This window comes from Kitasatospora sp. LaBMicrA B282 (genome assembly GCF_050325825.1).
Classification (GTDB): Bacteria; Actinomycetota; Actinomycetes; order Streptomycetales; family Streptomycetaceae; genus Kitasatospora.
On sequence record NZ_JBNQTI010000043.1, the window covers coordinates 1 to 19,160 of the forward strand.

Below are 19,160 nucleotides of genomic sequence, written 5' to 3' on the forward strand. Positions count from 1 at the left end.
CTGGAAGTATGCCTCCCGCTCACGCGTCAGCTGCCTCGCTCCCTGTGCCTTCCGGTCCTTGCGGATCTCGAAGTCCATCGCACCCCTTGAGCTGGGGTGTTGCAACGACCGTTAGAACCCAAGTGGGGCCGGCGGGGGCTTCGCGGTTCCGGAGCCCGATCGGAGTCGGAGCCCGATCAGAAGTCGTCGTCGAAGGCGACCGAGCCCTCGACGGCGACCTGGTAGGCGGAGACCCGGCGCTCGAAGAAGTTGGTCAGCTCCTGGACGTTCTGCAGCTCCATGAAGCCGAACGGGTTGGTCGAGCCGTAGCGGATCGGCATGCCGAGGCGGGCCAGGCGCTGGTCGGCCACGGCCTCCAGGTACTGGCGCATCGACTCGGTGTTCATCCCGGGCAGGCCCTCGCCGCACAGGTCACGGGCGAACTGGAGCTCGGCCTCGACGGCCTCCTCCAGCATCTCGGTGACCTGCTTGGCCATCTCGTCGTCGAAGAGGTCGGGCTCCTCCGCGCGCACCGTGTCCACCACCGAGAAGGCGAAGTCCATGTGCATGGACTCGTCGCGGAACACCCAGTTGGTGCCGGTGGCCAGGCCGTGCAGCAGGCCGCGGCTGCGGAACCAGTACACGTAGGCGAAGGCGCCGTAGAAGAACAGGCCCTCGACGCAGGCGGCGAAGCAGATCAGGTTGAGCAGGAAGGCGCGGCGGTCGGCCTTGGTCTGCAGCGAGTCGAGGTGGTCGACCGCGTTCATGTACTTGAAGCAGAACTGGGCCTTCTGGTGGATGGAGGGGATGTTCTCCACCGCGGCGAAGGCCGCCGCGCGGTCGTCCGGGTCGGGCAGGTAGGTGTCCAGCAGCGTCAGGTAGAACTGGACGTGCACCGCCTCCTCGAACAGCTGGCGGGACAGGTAGAGCCGGGCCTCGGGCGAGTTGATGTGCTTGTAGAGGCTCAGCACCACGTTGTTGGCCACGATCGAGTCGCCGGTGGCGAAGAAGGCGACCAGCCGGCCGATCAGGTGGCGCTCGCCCTCGCTCAGCTTGGCCAGGTCGGCGACGTCGGAGTGCAGGTCCACCTCCTCGACGGTCCAGGTGTTCTTGATCGCGTCGCGGTACCGGTCGTAGAACGACGGGTAGCGCATCGGACGCAGGGTCAGCTCGAAGCCGGGGTCGAGCAGCATCTTCTTCCGGTCTTCGGACATCACTGGCAGGCCTCGCAGGACTCGGGGTTCTCCAGGGAGCAGGCGATGGCGTCCTGCTCGGCCTGGGTCAGGGTGGGGGCGGCGGCGGTCGGGGCGGGCAGCGGCGCGGCGGTGCGGGCGGCACCGGAGGCGGCCTGGGCGATCCGGGTGGCCGGGCGCGAGCGCAGGTAGTAGGTGGTCTTCAGACCGACCTTCCAGGCGTACGCGTACATCGAGCTCAGCTTGCCGATGGTCGGCGCGGCCATGAAGAGGTTCAGCGACTGGCTCTGGTCCAGGTACGGCTGGCGGGCGGCGGCCAGGTCGATCAGCGCGCGCTGCGGCAGCTCCCAGGCCGTGCGGTAGCGCGAGCGCAGCTCGGCCGGCAGCCAACCCAGCTCCTGCACCGAGCCGTTGGCGTCGCGCAGCGCGTCCCGGGTCTGCTGGTCCCAGACGCCCAGCTCCTTCAGCTCGCGCACCAGGTACGGGTTGACCTGGAGGAACTCGCCGGAGAGCGTCTCGCGCTTGAACAGGTTGGAGACCTGCGGCTCGATGCACTCGTACACGCCGGCGATCGAGGCGATGGTGGCGGTCGGCGCGATCGCCAGCAGCAGCGAGTTGCGCAGGCCGGTGCGGGCGATCCGGGCGCGCAGCGCGTCCCAACGCTCGGTCCACTGCGGGGCGGCGTCGGCGAAGTGGTCGACGTGCAGCTGGCCGCGGGCGGCGCGGGTCTCGGCGTAGGCCGGGTGCTGTCCGAACTGCTCGGCCAGCTCGCTGGAGCGCTCGTAGGCGGTCAGCATGATCCGCTCGGCGATCAGCGTGGAGAGCCGTGCGGCCTCGGCCGAGTCGAAGTCGAGGTTGAGCTTGAAGAAGACGTCCTGCAGGCCCATCACGCCCAGACCCACCGGCCGCCAACGGGAGTTGGAGGTGCCGGCCTCGACGGTCGGGTAGAAGTTGATGTCCACCACCCGGTCCAGGAAGGTGACGGCGGTGCGCACGGTGGCGTCCAGCCGCTCCCAGTCCATGGCGTTCAGCAGGTCCTCGGCGCTGGCACCTGCGGCCACGTGGGCGCCCAGGTTGACCGAGCCCAGGTTGCAGACCGCGGTCTCCGAGTCGTCGGTGACCTCCAGGATCTCGGTGCACAGGTTCGAGGAGTGCACCGTGCGGCCCGGCAGCGCGGTCTGGTTGGCGGCCCGGTTGGCGGCGTCCTTGAAGGTCATCCAGCCGTTGCCGGTCTGCGCCAGGGTGCGCATCATCCGGGCGTACAGGGTCTGCGCCGGGATGGTGCGCACGGCCTTGCCGGCCGCCTCGGCCTTCAGGTAGGCCTCGTCGAACTCCGCGCCCCACAGGTCGACCAGCTCGGGCACGTCGGCCGGGGAGAAGAGCGACCAGTCGGCGTTGGCGTTCACCCGGCGCATGAACTCGTCCGGGATCCAGTGCGCCAGGTTGAGGTTGTGGGTCCGGCGGGCCTCCTCGCCGGTGTTGTCCCGCAGCTCCAGGAACTCCTCGATGTCCGCGTGCCAGGTCTCCAGGTAGACGCAGGCCGCGCCCTTGCGCCGGCCGCCCTGGTTGACCGCGGCGACCGAGGAGTCCAGGGTGCGCAGGAACGGCACGATGCCGTTGGACTTGCCGTTGGTGCCGCGGATCAGGCTGCCGCGCGAGCGGATCCGGGAGTAGGACAGGCCGATGCCGCCGGCGTGCTTGGAGAGCCGGGCGATCTGCGCGTACCGGCTGTAGATCGAGTCCAGGTTGTCCAGCGGCGAGTCCAGCAGGTAGCAGCTGGACATCTGCGGGTGCCGGGTGCCGGAGTTGAACAGGGTCGGCGAGGAGGTCAGGTACTCCAGCCGGCTCATCAGCCGGTACAGCTCGGCCACCTCGGCCACCGACTGCTCGGTGTCGCCGACCGCCAGGCCGCAGGCCACCCGGAGCAGGAAGTGCTGCGGCTTCTCGACCACCTTGCGGGTGATCGGGTGGCGCAGCAGGTAGCGGGACTGCACGGTGCGCAGGCCGAAGTACTCGAACCGGTCGTCGCCCTGCTCGTCGAGCAGTGCGTTCAGCGCGGCGCCGTGCTTGGCCACGAAGGCGGCGGTGCCGTCGCCGATCAGGCCCTCGGCGTGGCCGACCGCGATCGAGGCGGTGAAGAGGGTGGCACCCTGGCTGTCCGCCTCGTCCCAGATCTCCCGGGCCAGCAGGCGGGCGGCCAGCTTCGAGTACTGCGGGTCCTCGGCGATCATCGAAGCGGCGGCGTCCACGGCCAGCCCGCGCAGCTCGGCGAAGTCCGAGCCGGCGTGGCGGCCGCGCAGCGCGGCGGCGGCGACGTGGCCGGGGTCCACCTGCGGGAGGTCGGTGCTGCAATCGGTGAGCAGCCGGAGCAGCGCGGTCCCGGGGTCGGACGGGGCGGCAGCGGCGGAACCCTGGGAGGGCAGGGCAACTGAGGCAGCGACGGTCAAGGCGCTCTCTCCTGTGGCGGCGTCGGACGGGGTGCGTCCCGGGTTTCGCGCGCGGCAGGGGAGAGCGGCCCGACGGGGGGGTCCCGACGCGCCTCTCATCACCCTGGCCTGCCCGCGCGGCCCGGACGGTACTGCAGTGCTTGGCAGGCCTCTGCGGGGAAGCCGGTGGCACGCCGTCGGCAGGTACTCGGACTCCGCGGGCGCCGTTGGGCGACACCGCTCACCGTTGCGGGGCAGTCCCGGACTTGCACCGGGTTCCCCTGCTTCGACAGCGAGGACGAGCATACATGTTGTGGTGGCCCCACCGAGGCACCCCATATGTAGTGTCGCGACCAAGGAGAAGGTGAACACCGGGTGACGTCGAAACGCTACCGGGAGTGCCAGCGAAGACCGGCGGCAGGGGTGTGGGAGGCAGCGCCTGGTGGCGCCCGGGATCAGCTGCTGCCCGGCGCCATCTGGACGTTGTGGTCGCCCAGGTCGTCCGCGACCGAGGCCCGGCGGGAGGGGTGGACCCGGGTCAGCAGGACCAGTCGGACCCACGGCAGGGCCTCGGTCCGGGTGGCCTGGAACTGGCTGCGGAGCACCTCGGCGGTCTGCGGCGAGAGTGCGGCCAGCGGGTCGGCGCCGGGGTCGGTGGACACCAGCCAGATCCGGTTGGTGTTGGCCGCGCAGGCGTCGGGGTCGTCGCACTCCTGGGCGGAGTAGAGGCCGGTCTCGGCGGCCGACTTCTGCAGCAGGATATCCTTCGGCACGGTCCTGACGTGGCGCAGCTCGTAGGCCATCGACATCCGCTCCTGCAGGACCCCGCTGTAGACGATCCCGTCGCCGGGCTGCTGGTCGTGCAGCACGATCGCGGTGAGCCGGTCGTAGTCCGGCTCGCCCACCAGGTCCTGGTGGGTCGCCCGGATCCCGGGCCAGGCCGTCCAGCCGAGCCCGGCCACCGCGGCCGCCACCAGTACCCAGCCGAGCAGCCGGCGCGGCAGCGCGGGGCGGGCCCCGCGGGTGAGCGGCCCGGCGACGCGGCAGACCGCCGCGGCGGCCAGCAGCGCCCAGGCCGGCAGCGTGAAGAGCAGGTAGCGGTTGAGGAAGAGGTGCAGCCAGCTCGCGGTGGCGAAGGTGACCAGGGGCGGCAGCAGCGCCCAGGCCGCGAGCAGGGCGGCGTGCCGGCGGGCCGCCAGCAGCCCCAGCAGACCCACGGCCAGCACCGCGAGCCCCACGTGCCAGGACAGGAAGAGCGTGTCCGGATAGTTCCTGAGGTCGGTCAGCCCGGTCTTGTTCCAGGCGATCTGGGCGCTCTGCGCCTGACCCTGCAGCACCATCGGCACCGTCAGCGAGCCGCCGGCCAGCACGGCGGCGGTGAAGGCCCAGCGCGGGATCAGGCCGGCCCGCCGGCTGCCGACCAGCACGGCGGCCACGTGGCCGGCCAGCACCGAGAGGGTCACCAGGTGGGTCCAGCCGAGCAGCGGAACGGAGACCGCGTAGCCGACCCAGGCCTTCAGCGAGGGGCGTTCCAGGGCGCGGACCAGCAGGTGGGTGGAGACGATGGCGACCAGCACCGCGAAGGCGTACGGACGGGCCTCCTGGCCGTACCGGACGGTGCTGGGCAGGACCGCCAGCAGGAGGCCGGCCAGCAGCCCCGTGGCGGGCGTGAAGAGCCGGCGGCCGAGCAGGGCCAGCCACCCCGCCGCGAGGGCCATGGCGATCGCGGACGGCACCCGCAGCGCGGTGGGCGAGTCGCCGAACAGGTCGATCCAGCCGTGCAGGAACAGGTAGTAGGGCAGCAGCACGATGTCCACGTTGTGGATCAGCTTGCTGAGGTCGCCGAGCGACAGGCTGGACGCCCACCAGCTGGCGTGCTCGTCCCGCCACATCTGCCGCCTGCCGATGTCGTGCAGGCACAGCGCCAGCGCGGTGGCGGCCGGCAGCGCGAGCAGCGGCAGGGTGGCGAGCGGTCCGCCGGCGCGGTCGCGGCGTTCGGCCCGGCGCCTGGCGCGCCGGCCGCCCGTGGCGGGTTCCGCGGCGGGTTCGGCGGCGTCCGGATCCCGTTCGGGGGCGGCTGCCGGGTCGGCGACCGGGGCCTCGTCCAGGCTCATGGGGGAGTCTCCGCTGGGGGGTTGCTGGGGGGTGGGATGGGGGCGTCGGGCGGCGGGCCCGTCGGTCGCCGGTCGGCTGCGCGGGATCACTGCCGGGTCCAGATCCGGTAGGTGCTGTCGCCGTACTGGGTGTGGAACGGCAGGGTCGCGACCAGTCGGTAGGCGGAGCTGTCGCGCAGCGCGTCGGTGACGGCGGTGTCGGCGTCCGGCGTGACGTTCCCGGTCAGCACGATGACGTTGAAGTAGCCGTCCTTGACCGCGGTGCCGAACCCGTCGTTCCCGTAGTGGTGCTTGTGGTCCTTGCCCACGTAGTCGATGGCGAAGGTGGACTGCCACTGGTCCCAGGTGGTGCTCTTGCGCAGGTAGTACGCGGGGATCTCGTACTCCTCGGCGAGGTAGTGCCCGCCCGGCACCGTCAGCCGCTGGACCTCCTCGGCCATCCGGGTGGAGTCCGGCGGGGTGAACTCGTGGTGGGCCTGGACCATGCCGAGGACCAGCACCAGCACGTAGAGCATGATGCCGAGCTGCGGTTGCCGGAAGTGCGGGCCGACCAGCCGGGACAGGCCGAGCCCGGCCATCGGGGCGGCGAAGAACAGGCCGAAGCCGACGTGCTTGAAGAGCGAGGTGTCGGTCTGCAGGTACGACTGGTAGGCCGGGGCGAGCAGGGCGGAGCCGCAGAGCGTCACGCCGAGCAGGATCCGCCGCATCCGTCCGGGGGTGTCGTTCGGGGACCAGGGCATCTCGCCCATCCGGGAGCGGCGGACGTAGGCGATCGCGCCGCCCACCGCGGTCAGGAAGACCAGCCCGCCCCACTGGCCGGACAGTTCGAAGAGCGACAGCGGCGAGGAGGTGCCGTGCGCGCGGGCCGTGGTGGTCTGGCTGAGGCCGCTGACCGCGCCCGAGAAGTACGCCACGACCCCCAGCACCGTGCCGGTGCCGAGCCCGAAGCAGAGCCCGCGGGCCAGCGCCTGGTGCCGTGTGAACCGGGTGCCGGAGAGCACGGCGAGCACCAGCAGGGTGGGCAGGAACAGGCCGGCCGCGTACTTGACGGCCATCGCCAGCACCGCCGGCAGCACCGCCAGCAGCACGGTCGCCGGGTGCTTGCCGGTGGTCCGCACCACGGTCCAGGCGGCCACCGCGAGCAGGAAGAGCGCGGCCGCGTCGAAGGTGGCGAAGTAGCCGAGGAAGATCGTCGACTGCACCACCGAGAAGAGCGCGGCGGCGCCGAGCGCGGCCCGGTCGTTGAACATCCGCCTGGTCGTGCCGAACAGCAGACCGGTGGTGCCGAGCATCATGGCCAGGCTGACCAGCCGCACGCCGGTCAGGCCGGCGAAGGAGTCGACCGCGCCGGCCAGCACCGGGTAGAGCAGCGGGTAGCCGGAGAAGAAGCCGTTGAAGTCGGCCGGGACCGGGGTGCCGTGCAGCAGGTGGTGCAGCTCCAGGTGGCCGGCCGCGATGTAGAGCGCCTCGTCCTCGAAGGCGCGCCCGTGCATCCGCAGCGACAGCCCGGCCTGGATCGCCAGGATGCCGAGCAGCAGCAGCCGGCTGATCCGGCTGGCCCGCCGCGAGTCGACGGACCAGGCGGCGTCCTGCGGGGCCGGCAGCTGGTAGCCGCGGCTCGGCGCGGCTCCTGACCCGCCGGGCTCGGCGGAGTCGGCGGGCCCGTTCGGTTCGGTGGTCTTCATGGTCATGTCCATCAGGGCCGGCGCACGTCGAAGCCGAAGCGCGGGTCGGCGGCGTCGCGCCGGAACGCGTCCTGCGCCTGCGGGCTGCTGTCGACCCGCCAGTTGGTCTCGCCGGCGACGTTCTTGTGGAAGTTGAACCAGACGAACCCGAGGATGTCGCTGCGCGCCTCGACGGTGTCGAACAGGTCGTCGATATCGTTGCCCTTGCCGGGCCCCGGGGAGGAGGCCGTCTCGGCGATCAGGAACGGCTTGGCGGTGAACACCCTGATCTCGTCCAGGGTCGGCTCGAAGAGCGTCTTGAAGGTGTGCAGGTCGCTCTGGCCGTAGTAGCCGATCACGCCGACCCAGTCGACGTAGGCGTCCCCCGGCCAGTACGGCTGCAGCGGGTTGTGCGCGATGTTGGTCTGGTTCGGGCTCCAGACCCAGATCACCGAGGTGGCGCCGACGTTCTGGAAGATGTCGTGGATGTGCCGCCAGGCCGCGACGAAGTCGTCCGGGGTCGCGTGCTTGTTGCCCCACGGCGACCAGTCGCCGTTCATCTCGTGGGCGAAGCTGAGCGCGAGCGGGCGGTTGGTCTGCCGGATCGCGGTGGCGACCTGGCGGATGTAGTCGTCGCTCTTGCCGGCCGCTATGTCGGCCAGCGAGACGGTCTTCGGCTCCCAGGACATGAACGGCAGCGCGCCCGAGTTCCAGGCGTTGGCCGAGCCGCCGCCGTCGAACGGGTCGCCCCAGGCCGAGTAGAACTCGACCAGGTTCGGCTTCTTGCCCACCAGGGTGGTGTAGTCCTGCACCGACTGCATCGAGTCCGGCGCACCCTCCGCCGCGACCCCGAAGTACTTGTGCGCGGGGTCGAGCAGCGGGCGGACGTCGTAGGGCAGGTCGGGGGCCGGCTTGGCGGACGCGGTGGGCCCCGGGCCGGCGCTCGGGGCGGCGGTGGTCGGGGCCAGCGGCTGCGGCGCCATCTCGTCGGTGTTGTACTGCGCGCGGCCGCTGGCGGAGAAGGTCGAGCAGCCGGTCAGGGCGGCCAGCAGCAGGCCGACGGCGAACAGGGCGAGCCCGGTCCGCCGGCCGCGGGCGGGGCGGGTGCGGTCGATGGGCCCGTGCGTCATGACAGCGCCTCCTGCGTGCGCGGCTGGATCAGCACCCGGCCGACGACGCACGCGTAGAACAGTCCACCACTGAACACCAGGGCGAAGTCCGGCGGGTAGAGGGTCAGCAGCCGCCACACGGAGCCGCCCACCCAGAGCACGGCGGTCAGCGCGCACCAGCCGTACATGCCGATCCAGAACCGGCGCATCGGGCGGGTCTGCCGGGCGCCCGCCGAGCCGGTGGGCTTCCAGCCGATCTCCCGGCCGCGCAACTGGTCCCAGATCGCGAAGACGTGGGCCCAGCCGTACATCTGCCGCACCGCCCAGGCCTCCAGCCGGTACGGGTTGCGGTGCCACAGCGGCAGCGCGACCGCGGTGTAGAGCACGCTCGGCAGCAGCCAGATGGTCTGCTCGGCGCGCAGCAGGTCGGGACGGAGCAGCAGCAGGAAGATCGGGATCAGCGGGGCCAGCAGGGTGAACAGCGCGGTCTGCAGGTAGTGCAGGAAGCCCGAGATGAAGCAGAGCCTGGTGTTGAAGGCCAGTTCGGTCTCCCAGAACCGCTTGCTGGTCACCAGGCTCAACGAGCCCGCGCACCACCGGTACTGCTGGTTCTGGAAGGAGGCCACCGAGTCGGGGCAGACCCCGGTGGAGAGCGGCACCGGCACGTACTGCAGGGTGTAGCCGCGGGCGGCCAGGTCGAAGCCGGTGTAGATGTCCTCGGAGTGGTCGATCAGCGTGATCCCGCCGACCTCCTGCAGGGCGGAGCGGCGGTAGACCGCGCACGAGCCGACGCAGATGGCACCGCCGCTGCGCTGCCGGGACACCTGGACCGAACGGTAGAACAGCTCCTGGACCGAGCCGGCGCCGCGCTCGATCCAGTTCTGCTGGTCCAGGATCCGGAAGAACTGCGGGGACTGGGCGATGGCCGCGCTCGGGTCGGTGGCCAGGTAGGGGAGCAGCTCCTCCAGCAGGTCCGACCGGGGGGCGAAGTCGGCGTCCAGGATCAGGACGTACTCGCCCTCGGTGAGCCCCAGCGCGTGGTTGAGGTTGCCCGCCTTCTTGAACCGGCCGCGGTCCGGGCGCACCACGTAGCGGAAGCCGAAGTCCTTCGCCATCGCGGCGATCTGCGGGTTGTCCGAGTCGTCCAGGACGTACGGCCGGGCGGTCCCCGGGTACTGCCAGGAGAGCCGCCGCACGTGGGTCCAGGTGTTGTGCAGCACCTCGATCGGCTCACCGCACACCGGCAGGAAGACGTCCACGCTCGGGTAGGCGGTCGGCTTCCAGCCGCGCACCAGGCGGCGGTGCGCGCGCAGGTCGAAGTCGTGGGTGAAGCTGTCCAACCGCAGCGAGATCAGGTAGTCGAGGCTGATCAGGGCCAGGAAGGGGGCGAAGATCCAGAACCACGGACTGGAGGAGGAGAAGCGGAACTGGCTGACCGCCAGGCAGCCGAAGCAGACCACCGACAGCACGGTCAGCACCCACACGTGCCGCTTGGCGTAGGAGTACTTCTCCTGGTCGTCCGGCGGCTGCGGGAGGAGACCGCGCCGGGCGGGCGGCTGGCTGCGGCGTGCCGGGGTACCGCGACGGCGGCTCGCCGTCGCGGTGCTGTTCTTTGGGCTCACCGGAACACCTAACGAAAAGCGGGTGGATGCGGTCGCCGGGGGCCCCGCATGCGGGGGCCGACGACGGGGGGCGACTGGCCGCGGGCCGGTCCGACCACTAGTCCATGATCCAGGAGGCGGTGGCCGGAGTGGCCGCCACGGTGCCCTTGGCGGAGGAGAGTTCGGAGACCTTGTCGGCCGGCAGGGCCTGGTTCCAGACCTGGGCCCGGGCGATCGCGCCGCTCCAGAAGTCGACCGGCTGGCCCTTGTAGACCGCCTTGCCGATGGACATCGGCTCGGCGACGTTCAGCACGCCGGTGACCGGCGTGGAACTGGCCAGCGTGCCGTCCACGTAGAGGCTGATCTTCTGGGTGGACTGGTCGTAGACGCCGGTCAGCAGGGTCCAGCGACCGGTGGTCGCGTCCTGCTGGGAGAGCGCCTCCTGGCTGTTGCCGTCGCCGGGGGCGGTGTTGACCTTGAAGGTCCACTTGTTCGCGCCGTTGTAGCCCTCGCGGCCCAGCTCGAACGAGAAGCCCGCGGTGGTGCCCTGGCTGAGCGCGCTGCGGCTGCCGACCGGGGCGTCGTTGCGGACCAGCGCCGAGACGGTGAAGCTGTGCGAGGTGTCGACCACCGGCCCCGCGGTCTGGGCGAAGGAACCGTCGACGCCCTGCAGTTCCAGGCCGTGGCCGCTCCGGTCCTTCTCCTCGGTGACCCAGGCGTGCGGGCCGATGGTGGCCGGGTAGGCGCCGCCGCTGTCCGCCAGCGCACCGCTGGTGGTGGTGATCTGTGGCGCCGGGGTGGCCGGTGCCGCCGCGGAGTCGGAGGGCTTCGGGCTGCCGGTCGTGGTGACCTTGCCGGCCTGGGTGTGGTCCTTCTTGCCGGACAGCACCAGGTAGCCGCCGACCCCGCCGCCGCCCACCAGGACCACGGCCAGCCCGATGCCGGCCAGCCGCAGCCGCCGCTTGCGCTTGTCGGCCCGCGCGCTCTGGTCGGCCAGGGCCTCCCAGTCCATGGCCGGGGACGGCGCGGGGTTGAAGCCGCCCTGCGCCGGCGGGAACTGACCGCCCGGCTGCTGGAACGGCGCCTGCTGGTGCTGCTGCTGGCCCGGCCCCGGGTACTGGCCGGGGGCCGGCTGCGCCGGTGACGGGTACGACTGGGGCGCGGCGGGCGGGAACTGGCCGGCCGGCGCGGCCGGTGCGGTGGGCGGGAAGTGCCCGCCCGCCTGGACCGGTCCGGGCACGACCGGACCGGGGACCACCGGTGGGGGCACCGGCGCTCCGGGCGCCGCCGCCGGGCCGGGAGGTTGGGCGTTCGTGGGCCCGCCGGGCTGCCATGTACCACTGCTCGGCTGCGCCGGCTGCTCCCCGTGCGGCGGGGTCACCCCGTCCCGCGCGCCAGTGCCATCAGTCATGGATCGGGATCATATGCCATGCCTATGACCAGAGCGGTCGATCGGGTCGGCTCAGCTGACGCTCCGGTGAACGGGGTCGGGCCACTGCCGTTCGGTGACCGCTCAGAAGGTCGGTGACCGCTCAGAAGGTCATCGTGTACACCCACAGCTCGATCCCCGGCAGGGGGTACCAGTCGCGGGTCGGGGTGCGCCGGAAGCCGAGGCGGTCGTAGATGCGGTGGGCGGCGCGCATCCGGGGGCGGGTGGAGAAGGCCATGCCGGCCAGGCCGAGGGACTGGCTGCGGTCGATGCAGGCGCGGACCAGGGCCTCGCCGACGCCGAGGCCGCGGGCGGCGGGGGCGGTGGCGAGCATCCGGATCTCGCCCTCCTCGGGGGTGGCGATGTCGGCCCAGGTGGTGCCGCCGACGGCGAAGGTGACGCAGCCCAGGACGCGGTCCGCGGGGTCGACGGCGACCAGGAGTTCGGCCTCGGTGGACCGGCGGCGGGTGTCGCGGAGCAGGTCGACGTAGCTGCCGTCGGGCTCGGTGTGGCCGTCGCCGACGAAGGCCTCCACGGTCACCTCGCCGGCGGCGGCGAGGTCGGCTTCGACGGCGGTGCGGATACGGACGTTCATCGGACCAGTGTGCCAAATCGGTGCAGCTCACGGCGCTGCCGCCCGCACCGGGGGTGCGGGCGGCAGCCGGTGGGGGACCCGGGAGCGGATCAGATCGGCAGCGACCAGGCCTGGTTGGCCTGGTGGTCGCCGCAGGGCCACACGTCGAGGCGGGTGCCGTCCGCGGTGCCGCCGCCGTAGACGTCCAGGCAGAGGCCGGAGTCGGCGGTGGTCAGGGTGCCGTCGGGCTCGGCGGTCCACTGCTGTCCGGTGCCGCCGCAGCTGCTCAGGGTCACCCAGGAGCCGGCCGAGCTGCCGGCGGCGGTCAGGCACTTGCCGAGGGTGCCGATGCTGCCGTCGCCGTTCAGGGTCCACCGCTGGTTGGCGTTGCCGGTGCAGGTGTAGAGGATCACCGGGTTGCCGTCGGCGGTGGAGCTGCCGGAGTCGTCCGCGCACTTGGCGCCGTTGCCGGTCAGCTGGCCGGTCGGCACCGGGGCCGCGCAGCCCTGCGGGGTGAGCCGCCAGACGGCGGTGCCGTGCGCCGGGACGGTGGCGGTGAGGCTGCCGGACACGGTCGAGGTGCCGCCGCTCCACAGGTCCTTGGCGGAGACGGTGCAGCCGGGCAGGCCGACCGAGGCGAGCGCGGTGCTGACGGTGCGGGCGCTGCCGGTGCGGTTGAGCACGGCCACCGCGCGGTCGCCGTTCGCCAGCGGGCGGGCCAGCACGTCGGTGTTGCCGTCGGTGGCGACCACCGAGGCCTGGTGGCCGGCGCTGTCCTGGTCGACGGCGATCAGGTCGGTGTTGCCCAGGGCGGCGAGCCCGGCGGGGGTGAGCTGGGAGACGTCGGAGGAGAGGATCATCGGCGCGGCCATCATCGACCAGAGGGCGACCTGGCTGCGGGACTCGTCGTCGGTCAGCCCGCCGTCGCCGGCGATCAGGAAGTCCGGGTCGTTCCAGTTGCCGGGCTTGGCGTAGCGGCCGATCCAGCGGTTGTAGCCGTAGTTGCCCAGCACCGAGCTCCAGCGGGAGGCGGTGGGGTGGGCGGAGTCGAAGGTGGCGATGTCGTAGCCCTCGCGCCAGAGCTGGCCGTCCTGGCCGATCCAGCCGAGCACCGAGAACCAGCCGGGGTTGCCCCACTCGCCGCTCTGGAAGTAGGCGGGCGCCGACTCCGAGAAGGTGATCGTTCGGCCGCTGGCCTGCAGGGCGGCGGCCTCGGCGTCGTAGGCCTGGCGGTAGGCCTGCTCCTGGGTCTGGCCGGGCGCCTGGTAGACGTTGCAGCCGTCCAGCTTGAGGTAGTCGACGCCCCAGGCGGCGAAGGTGCGGGCGTCCTGGGCGAAGTGGTCGGCGCCCCCTCCGTTCGGTTGGCCGCTGCCGGGGTAGCCGCCGCAGGTGGTCGAGCCGGCGTCCTCGTAGATGCCGAACTTCAGCCCGCGGTCGTGCAGGTAGGAGCCCAGCCAGGCCATGCCGTGCGGGAACTTGACCGGGTCGGCGACCAGGTTGCCGGCGCCGTCCCGGCTGCTCGCCAGCCAGCAGTCGTCCACCGTCACGGTGTCGTAGCCCTTGGCGGCCAGGCCGGTGCCGACCAGGGCGTCGGCGTTGGCGGTGACGGTCTGCTCGTCGATGTTGCACTGGTAGTGCGCCCAGTCGTTCCAGCCCATCGGCGGGGTGGCGGCGAGCAGCGGGGACGCACCGGCGGTGGCCGGGACGGGTGCGGTGGCCGGGGCGGGTGCGGCGGGCACGGCGGGAGAGGTGGACGAGGCGGCGGCGGGGGTGACGACGCCGACCAGGGGGAGGGCGAGCAGGGCGCAGGCGGTGGCGAGGCGGCCGAGGGGGCGGCTGGCCGGAGGCATGGCGGGGCTCCTTCCGGGCGTGCGGAAGCGTGAGGGCATGGGAAAGTGCGCAACCAGTGCACCGGTGACGCTCAATCAAGTCAAGAGAGTCGCCGAAACGCGCACGATTGCGCACGAAGCCCCACTGCTGTGCACAACGCTGTGCGCACTACGCGGTGCGCACTACGCCCCCAGGTGTCCCGTCCCGTTCCACAGCTCCGGCCGCAGCCGGCCCTCGGTCGCCCGCCACACGCTGGTCGAGCAGTTCCGCACCGGCGAGAGCGCGAGCAGTCGCTGCTCGTCGAGCCGCTCCAGCACGTACCGCAGCATCAGCACCACGTTGTCGTGCCCCACCAGCAGCACCGGGTGCCCGGCCTCCTCCGCGCACACGTCGCGCAGGCAGTCGCGCACCCGCAGCGCCACGTCGGCCCAGCTCTCGCCGCCCGGCGGGCGGTAGTACAGCTCGCCCATCTTGCGCCGGCGGGCGGCCTCCTCGGGGTGGCGCTTGTCGATCGCGGCGGCCGTGAGCATCTCCAGGATGCCGAGTTCGCGGTCGCGCAGCCGCTCGTCGTAGCGGACCGGCAGGCCGACCGGCACCGCGCCGAGTCCGGCGGCCTGGGCGATCGCGATCCGGGCGGTCTCGGTGGTGCGCAGGTAGGGCGAGCACCAGACGGCGCGCGGTCGGTCGGCGCTGGGCAGTTCGGCCCACCAGCGGCCGAGCGCCTGGGCCTGGGTCTGCCCGTGGATGGAGAGCGGGATGTCCGCGTCGCGGCAGCCGATCGGCACCTCCAGCGCGCCGGTGGCCTCGGCGAGCTGGAACTCCACGTTGGCGGTGCTCTCGCCGTGCCGGGTGGCGATCAGCACGGAGGGCAGGGCCACCGGTGGGTCGGCGGCGCTCTGGCCGGTGGGCCGGGGGCGGCCGTTGAGGATGGTGCTGAGCTCTGTCATCCGAGTGCTCCCCGTTGCTCTGCGGGACGTGGGTCGGGCGGCCTACCACCAGTTGTCCATACATATGATCGCGCCGCCACCTCCCTCAGTGTTGAGGGAGGTGGCGGCGCGATCACAGGGCGCGCGATGAGGCGCTTAATGCGCTGCCACCGGTTGGGGCGCACCGGCAAGCTCGGGGTCGCCCTCCTCCGCGCTGTAGTCCGCCGGGGAGGTCTCGTCCGCGCCGTCGGGGGTCTGCGTGGCCCGGAACACCAGGGTGAGCACGGCCGCCACCGCCAGGTTGAGCACGAAGGCGGTCAGGCCGATGTAGCCGATCTGGCCGATCCCCGGGATCGCCGCGCTGCTGCCGCCGAAGTGCCTGGTGGACGGGGAGGAGATGCCGTAGGCCTTCCAGGTCCCGTAGACCATGCCGACCAGCCAGCCGGCCAGCAATGCCCAACGGTGGAACCAGCGGGTGAACAGGCCGGCGACCACCGCGACGAAGGTCTGCAGGATCCAGATCCCGCCCAGCAGCTGCATGTTGATCGCCAGCTGCTTGTCCATGCCGAGCACGAAGACCAGCGCACCCACCTTGACCAGCAGCGACACCAGCTTGGCGACCTTGGTCTCCTGCTCGGGGGTGGCGGCGGGGCGGATGAACTCCTTGTAGACGTTGCGGGTGAACAGGTTGGCCGCGGCGATCGACATGATCGCGGCCGGCACCAGCGCGCCGATCCCGATCGCGGCGAAGGCCACCCCGGTGAACCAGTCCGGGAAGAGGCCGGCGAACAGCTGCGGCACGGCGAGCTGCGGGTTGTAGCTCTTGACGCCCTTGCCCACCCCGGCCGCGATGGCCAGGAAGCCGAGCAGCGCGAGCAGGCCCAGCATCAGCGAGTAGGCGGGCAGGATCGCCATGTTGCGGCGCACCGTGTTGCGCGACTTGGCGGCCAGCACGCCGGTCACGGTGTGCGGGTACATGAAGAGTGCGAGGGCCGAGCCGAGCGCCAGGGTCGCGTAGCCCCACTGGGCCTTCGGCCCGGTCACCATCGCGCCGACCGGCTGGTGGGTGGTGGGGTTGATGCTGCTCATCTTCTTGGCGGCCGCGTCGAAGATGTGCCCGTAGCCGCCCAGCCGCATCGGCAGGTAGATCACCGCGACCAGGATCACCAGGTAGACCAGGATGTCCTTGACGAAGGCGATCAGCGCGGGCGCGCGCAGGCCGGAGGAGTAGGTGTAGGCGGCCAGCACCGCGAAGGCCAGGAAGAGCGGCAGGTCCTTGACGAACCAGTTGGCGTTCGCGCCGCCGCCCACCCCGAGGGTGTCGAGCACCGCCTGGATGCCGACCAGTTGCAGCGCGATGTACGGCATGGTGGCCAGGATCCCGGTGAGCGCCACGGCCAGCGCCAGGGTCTTGGAGCCGTAGCGGCCGCGGACGAAGTCGGCCGGGGTGACGTACCCGTGCACCCGGGCCACCGACCAGAGCCGGGGCAGGAAGAGGAAGACCAGCGGGTAGGCGATGATCGTGTACGGCACCGCGAAGAAGCCCGCGGCACCCGAGCCGTAGACCGCGGCCGGCACCGCGATGAAGGTGTATGCGGTGTAGAGGTCGCCGCCCAGCAGGAACCAGGTGACCCAGGTGCCGAAGCTGCGGCCGCCCAGGCCCCACTCGTCCAGGTGCAGCCCGTTGCCGGCCTGCCGCCAGCGCGAGGCCAGGAAGCCCATCACGGTGACCAGCAGGAAGAAGAGGACGAAGACCGCCAGGGCGACGGTGTTCACGCCGTGGTTCATCGGGCCGCACCTCCGGTCGCGTCCTGGGCCGCGCCCGGCCGCCGGGCGGCCTTGCGCTGCTTGGCGTCGTGGTTGAGCAACAGGTAGGCGGAGCCGGTGAAGAGCGCCGAGACCGGGATCCAGAGGATCTGGTACCAGTAGAAGAACGGCACTCCGCCGATCTTGGGCGTGAGGGACGCGTACGACGAGACCCAGAGCAATGCGACGACCGGGACGGCCAGGCTGATCCCGGCCAGCACCCGCGCGGGGGTGACGACCGGCAGCTGACCCGGCGGCGCCGACGTGGCGTCAGGTTCGGTGGACATGGGGCGACTCCGGCGTAGGCAGGGATCACAGCAACGCCGCGGCACGCCGGCCCGCGGCCCGCGCGCCCGCCGAGCGGCGCCCATGGTGATCGGCTTGAGGGGGAATGTAGGGCACCCGGTAGCTGGATGTCACCTGTCAAAACCTTGCGTCTCGCTGAGTGGAACGGACGTTCGGTCGTGGCGGGGGGTGGGCGGGGCGGTGACTGGGGGGTGAATGGTCAAGGGGTCTTGACTGATGGTCAAGAAGCGTTGACCATTGTGTCCGTGACCGATTCCGATGCCGCCTCCGGCGAGTTGAACGCACCAGTGCACCCGACGAAGCGTCCGGCGGACGACCTGCCGCCCGACGTCACCCTGGAGCTCGACACCGAAGAGCAACTGCGCGCCGTCAGCAGTCTGGTGCGCCACCGGATCCTCGGCGTGCTGCGCGACGGGCCGGCCACCATCACCCAGACGGCGCAGAAACTCGGCCTGGCCAAGGGCAGTTCCAGCTACCACCTGCGGCTGCTGGAACGCGCCGGCCTGGTCGAGGTGGTCGACACCAGGAAGGTGCGCGGCGTCACCGAGCGGTACTACGGCCGCACTTCGCGCGGCCTGAGCCTGCCCGACCCGGCACCCGGCGAGCCGGACGTCGTGATGCGGCACGCCGTCGCCGACCTGGAGGCCGCGCCACCCGGGCCCCGACTGGTCGGGCTCACCCACGTGCGGATCGACGCGGCCGCCTTCGACGAGTTCTCCGCGCGGCTGACCGCCCTGGTCGAGGAGCTGAAGTCGGCCGCCGACCCGGCCGCGCCCACCGCCAACCTGGCGATCGCCTTCTACCGCCCGGAGGACCACCGGTGACGCTGACCGGGCAGCCGGTGGCTGCTGACTCTTCCGCTGCTCCTGCTGTTCCCGCTGCTCCGGTTGCGGGGAAGCTGCCACGGGCCTTCCACCGGCTCTGGGCCGCCGGTGCCGCCTCCTCGCTCGGCGACGGGGTCTACCTCGCCGCGCTGCCGCTGCTCGCCGCCCGGCTGACCCAGGACCCGGTGATGCTCGGCCTGGTCTCCTCGGCGGCGCTGCTGCCCTGGTTCTTCTTCGGGCTGATCGGCGGTGCGCTGGTCGACCGTTGGGACCGCCGGCGCACCATGTGGCTGACCGACCTCGGCCGGGCCGCGCTGCTCGTCATCCCCTGCGTGGCCGTGGCGGGCCACCTGCTGAGCGTCCCGCTGCTGATCGCGGTGGCCCTGCTGCTCGGCACCGGCCAGGTGTTCTTCGACAGCGCCGCCTCCGCCTACCTGCCGCAGCTGCTGGACCGCGACGTGACCCTGCTGCAGCGGGCCGGCGCCCGCCAGCAGGGGGCCACCACGCTCTGCGCCGACTTCGCGGGGCCGCCGCTGGGCGGTCTGCTCTTCTCGCTCGGTCGCGCGCTGCCGTTCGGGCTGGACGCGCTGTCGTTCCTGGCGAGTTCGCTGCTGATCCGGTCGATCCCGCAGGGCTCGCAGGGTGCGGGTTCGGGTTCGGGTGCGGGGGCGGGTGTGGGTGTGGCTGCGGCGGTGGCTGCCCCGGCGCGGCGGTCGATCTGGGCCGAGGCCAAGGTCGGCGCCGGGTACCTGCTGCGGCACCGGCTGCTGCTGGGGCTGGCGCTGCGGCCGGCGATCGGCAATGTGGCGTTCGTCGGGGCGGACGCGGTGCTGGTGCTCTACGCCCACCACACCCTGCACCTGGGCGACCGCGGGTACGGCCTGCTGCTGGTCTGCCAGGCGACCGGCGGGCTGCTCGGCACCGTGCTGGCCGGACGGCTCGGCGCGCTGCTCGGCACCGGCGGCGCGCTGACCGCCACGGCGCTGCTGGAGGGTGCGGCGCTGATCGGCTTCGGCCTGTGCGGCGGGCCGATACCCGCCGGCCTGGCACTGGCCGGCCTGGGCGCCGCGATGGGGGCCACCATGGTGCTGGCCCCCGCGATCGGGCAGGCCCTGATCCCGCTCGACCTCGCCGGCCGGGTCGGCGCGGCCCGCCGCCTGCTCACCCTCGGCGCAGCCCCGCTGGGCGCCCTGCTCGGCGGCTGGCTGGCTAGCTCGGCGGGGCTCCAGGCCCCCTTCCTGGTGGGCGGCGTGATGCTGGCGGCGACGTCCCTGGTGACGCTGACGGTGGCGACCAACCGGCGCATCGAGGAGGCGCTGGCAGCAGCGAAGGCGGAGCGGGAGGCGGCGGAGGAGGGGTAGGGGAGGGGCGGTGGGGTG

The 19,160-nt window shown here is 72.2% G+C and carries 14 protein-coding genes and 1 riboswitch; of the genes, 2 read left to right on the forward strand and 12 right to left on the reverse strand.

Annotated elements, in window-relative coordinates; translation table 11 throughout:
* Positions 1-176: 176 nt before the first annotated feature.
* The 12 genes from ACQRUO_RS14730 to ACQRUO_RS14785 form a co-directional block, all read right to left on the reverse strand.
* The gene (locus ACQRUO_RS14730; protein WP_428316338.1) at positions 177-1,193 is read right to left on the reverse strand and encodes a ribonucleotide-diphosphate reductase subunit beta; all 1,017 of its coding nucleotides are present in this window, start codon (positions 1,191-1,193) and stop codon (positions 177-179) included.
* Complete coding sequence (locus tag ACQRUO_RS14735; protein ID WP_428316339.1) at positions 1,193-3,619, reverse strand: ribonucleoside-diphosphate reductase subunit alpha; 2,427 nt, start codon at positions 3,617-3,619, stop codon at positions 1,193-1,195. The genes ACQRUO_RS14730 and ACQRUO_RS14735 overlap by 1 nt, the downstream gene beginning before the upstream one ends.
* Positions 3,620-3,780: 161 nt before the next feature.
* A riboswitch (cobalamin riboswitch) is annotated at positions 3,781-3,910 on the reverse strand.
* Positions 3,911-4,053: 143 nt separating this feature from the next.
* Positions 4,054-5,712, reverse strand: a complete 1,659-nt coding sequence (locus ACQRUO_RS14740; protein WP_428316340.1) for a glycosyltransferase family 39 protein — start codon at positions 5,710-5,712, stop codon at positions 4,054-4,056.
* Between the two features lie 86 nt (positions 5,713-5,798).
* Positions 5,799-7,397 (reverse strand): ArnT family glycosyltransferase, encoded by a 1,599-nt coding sequence (locus tag ACQRUO_RS14745; protein ID WP_428316341.1) that lies wholly within the window; start codon positions 7,395-7,397, stop codon positions 5,799-5,801.
* Positions 7,398-7,408: 11 nt separating this feature from the next.
* Positions 7,409-8,506, reverse strand: a complete 1,098-nt coding sequence (locus ACQRUO_RS14750; RefSeq protein WP_428316342.1) for a glycoside hydrolase family 26 protein — start codon at positions 8,504-8,506, stop codon at positions 7,409-7,411.
* Positions 8,503-10,107 (reverse strand): glycosyltransferase family 2 protein, encoded by a 1,605-nt coding sequence (locus ACQRUO_RS14755; protein WP_428316343.1) that lies wholly within the window; start codon positions 10,105-10,107, stop codon positions 8,503-8,505. Before ACQRUO_RS14755 ends, ACQRUO_RS14750 begins: the two co-directional genes overlap by 4 nt.
* Before the next feature lie 97 nt (positions 10,108-10,204).
* Complete coding sequence (locus tag ACQRUO_RS14760; protein ID WP_428316344.1) at positions 10,205-11,326, reverse strand: LamG domain-containing protein; 1,122 nt, start codon at positions 11,324-11,326, stop codon at positions 10,205-10,207.
* 292 nt (positions 11,327-11,618) lie between these two features.
* Positions 11,619-12,110, reverse strand: a complete 492-nt coding sequence (locus ACQRUO_RS14765) for a GNAT family N-acetyltransferase (RefSeq protein ID WP_428316345.1) — start codon at positions 12,108-12,110, stop codon at positions 11,619-11,621.
* A gap of 89 nt (positions 12,111-12,199) precedes the next feature.
* Positions 12,200-13,939, reverse strand: coding sequence for a ricin-type beta-trefoil lectin domain protein (locus ACQRUO_RS14770; protein WP_428316346.1), 1,740 nt, complete (start codon positions 13,937-13,939; stop codon positions 12,200-12,202).
* 162 nt (positions 13,940-14,101) lie between these two features.
* The gene (locus tag ACQRUO_RS14775) at positions 14,102-14,866 is read right to left on the reverse strand and encodes a histidine phosphatase family protein (protein WP_428316347.1); all 765 of its coding nucleotides are present in this window, start codon (positions 14,864-14,866) and stop codon (positions 14,102-14,104) included.
* Between the two features lie 135 nt (positions 14,867-15,001).
* Positions 15,002-16,633 (reverse strand): monocarboxylate uptake permease MctP, encoded by a 1,632-nt coding sequence (gene mctP / locus ACQRUO_RS14780; RefSeq protein ID WP_428316348.1) that lies wholly within the window; start codon positions 16,631-16,633, stop codon positions 15,002-15,004.
* Positions 16,630-16,938, reverse strand: coding sequence for a DUF3311 domain-containing protein (locus tag ACQRUO_RS14785; RefSeq protein ID WP_428316349.1), 309 nt, complete (start codon positions 16,936-16,938; stop codon positions 16,630-16,632). The genes mctP and ACQRUO_RS14785 overlap by 4 nt, the downstream gene beginning before the upstream one ends.
* Positions 16,939-17,202: 264 nt before the next feature.
* Between ACQRUO_RS14785 and ACQRUO_RS14790 the strand changes: the two genes are divergently transcribed.
* Positions 17,203-17,781, forward strand: a complete 579-nt coding sequence (locus ACQRUO_RS14790) for an ArsR/SmtB family transcription factor (protein ID WP_428316350.1) — start codon at positions 17,203-17,205, stop codon at positions 17,779-17,781.
* Between the two features lie 17 nt (positions 17,782-17,798).
* A complete protein-coding gene (locus ACQRUO_RS14795) occupies positions 17,799-19,142 on the forward strand; it encodes an MFS transporter (RefSeq protein WP_428316351.1) in 1,344 nt (447 codons plus the stop codon).
* The last annotated feature ends 18 nt before the right edge of the window (positions 19,143-19,160 follow it).

What these genes read in the sequence shown, in the direction of transcription:
- ACQRUO_RS14730 (WP_428316338.1), bottom strand. Translation starts at nt 1,193, where the DNA reads ATGTCCGAAGACCGGAAGAAGATGCTGCTCGACCCCGGCTTCGAGCTG.
- ACQRUO_RS14740 (WP_428316340.1), bottom strand. Translation starts at nt 5,712, where the DNA reads ATGAGCCTGGACGAGGCCCCGGTCGCCGACCCGGCAGCCGCCCCCGAA.
- ACQRUO_RS14745 (WP_428316341.1), bottom strand. Translation starts at nt 7,397, where the DNA reads ATGAAGACCACCGAACCGAACGGGCCCGCCGACTCCGCCGAGCCCGGC.
- ACQRUO_RS14750 (WP_428316342.1), bottom strand. Translation starts at nt 8,506, where the DNA reads ATGACGCACGGGCCCATCGACCGCACCCGCCCCGCCCGCGGCCGGCGG.
- ACQRUO_RS14765 (WP_428316345.1), bottom strand. Translation starts at nt 12,110, where the DNA reads ATGAACGTCCGTATCCGCACCGCCGTCGAAGCCGACCTCGCCGCCGCC.
- ACQRUO_RS14770 (WP_428316346.1), bottom strand. Translation starts at nt 13,939, where the DNA reads ATGCCTCCGGCCAGCCGCCCCCTCGGCCGCCTCGCCACCGCCTGCGCC.
- ACQRUO_RS14775 (WP_428316347.1), bottom strand. Translation starts at nt 14,866, where the DNA reads ATGACAGAGCTCAGCACCATCCTCAACGGCCGCCCCCGGCCCACCGGC.
- mctP (WP_428316348.1), bottom strand. Translation starts at nt 16,633, where the DNA reads ATGAACCACGGCGTGAACACCGTCGCCCTGGCGGTCTTCGTCCTCTTC.
- ACQRUO_RS14785 (WP_428316349.1), bottom strand. Translation starts at nt 16,938, where the DNA reads ATGTCCACCGAACCTGACGCCACGTCGGCGCCGCCGGGTCAGCTGCCG.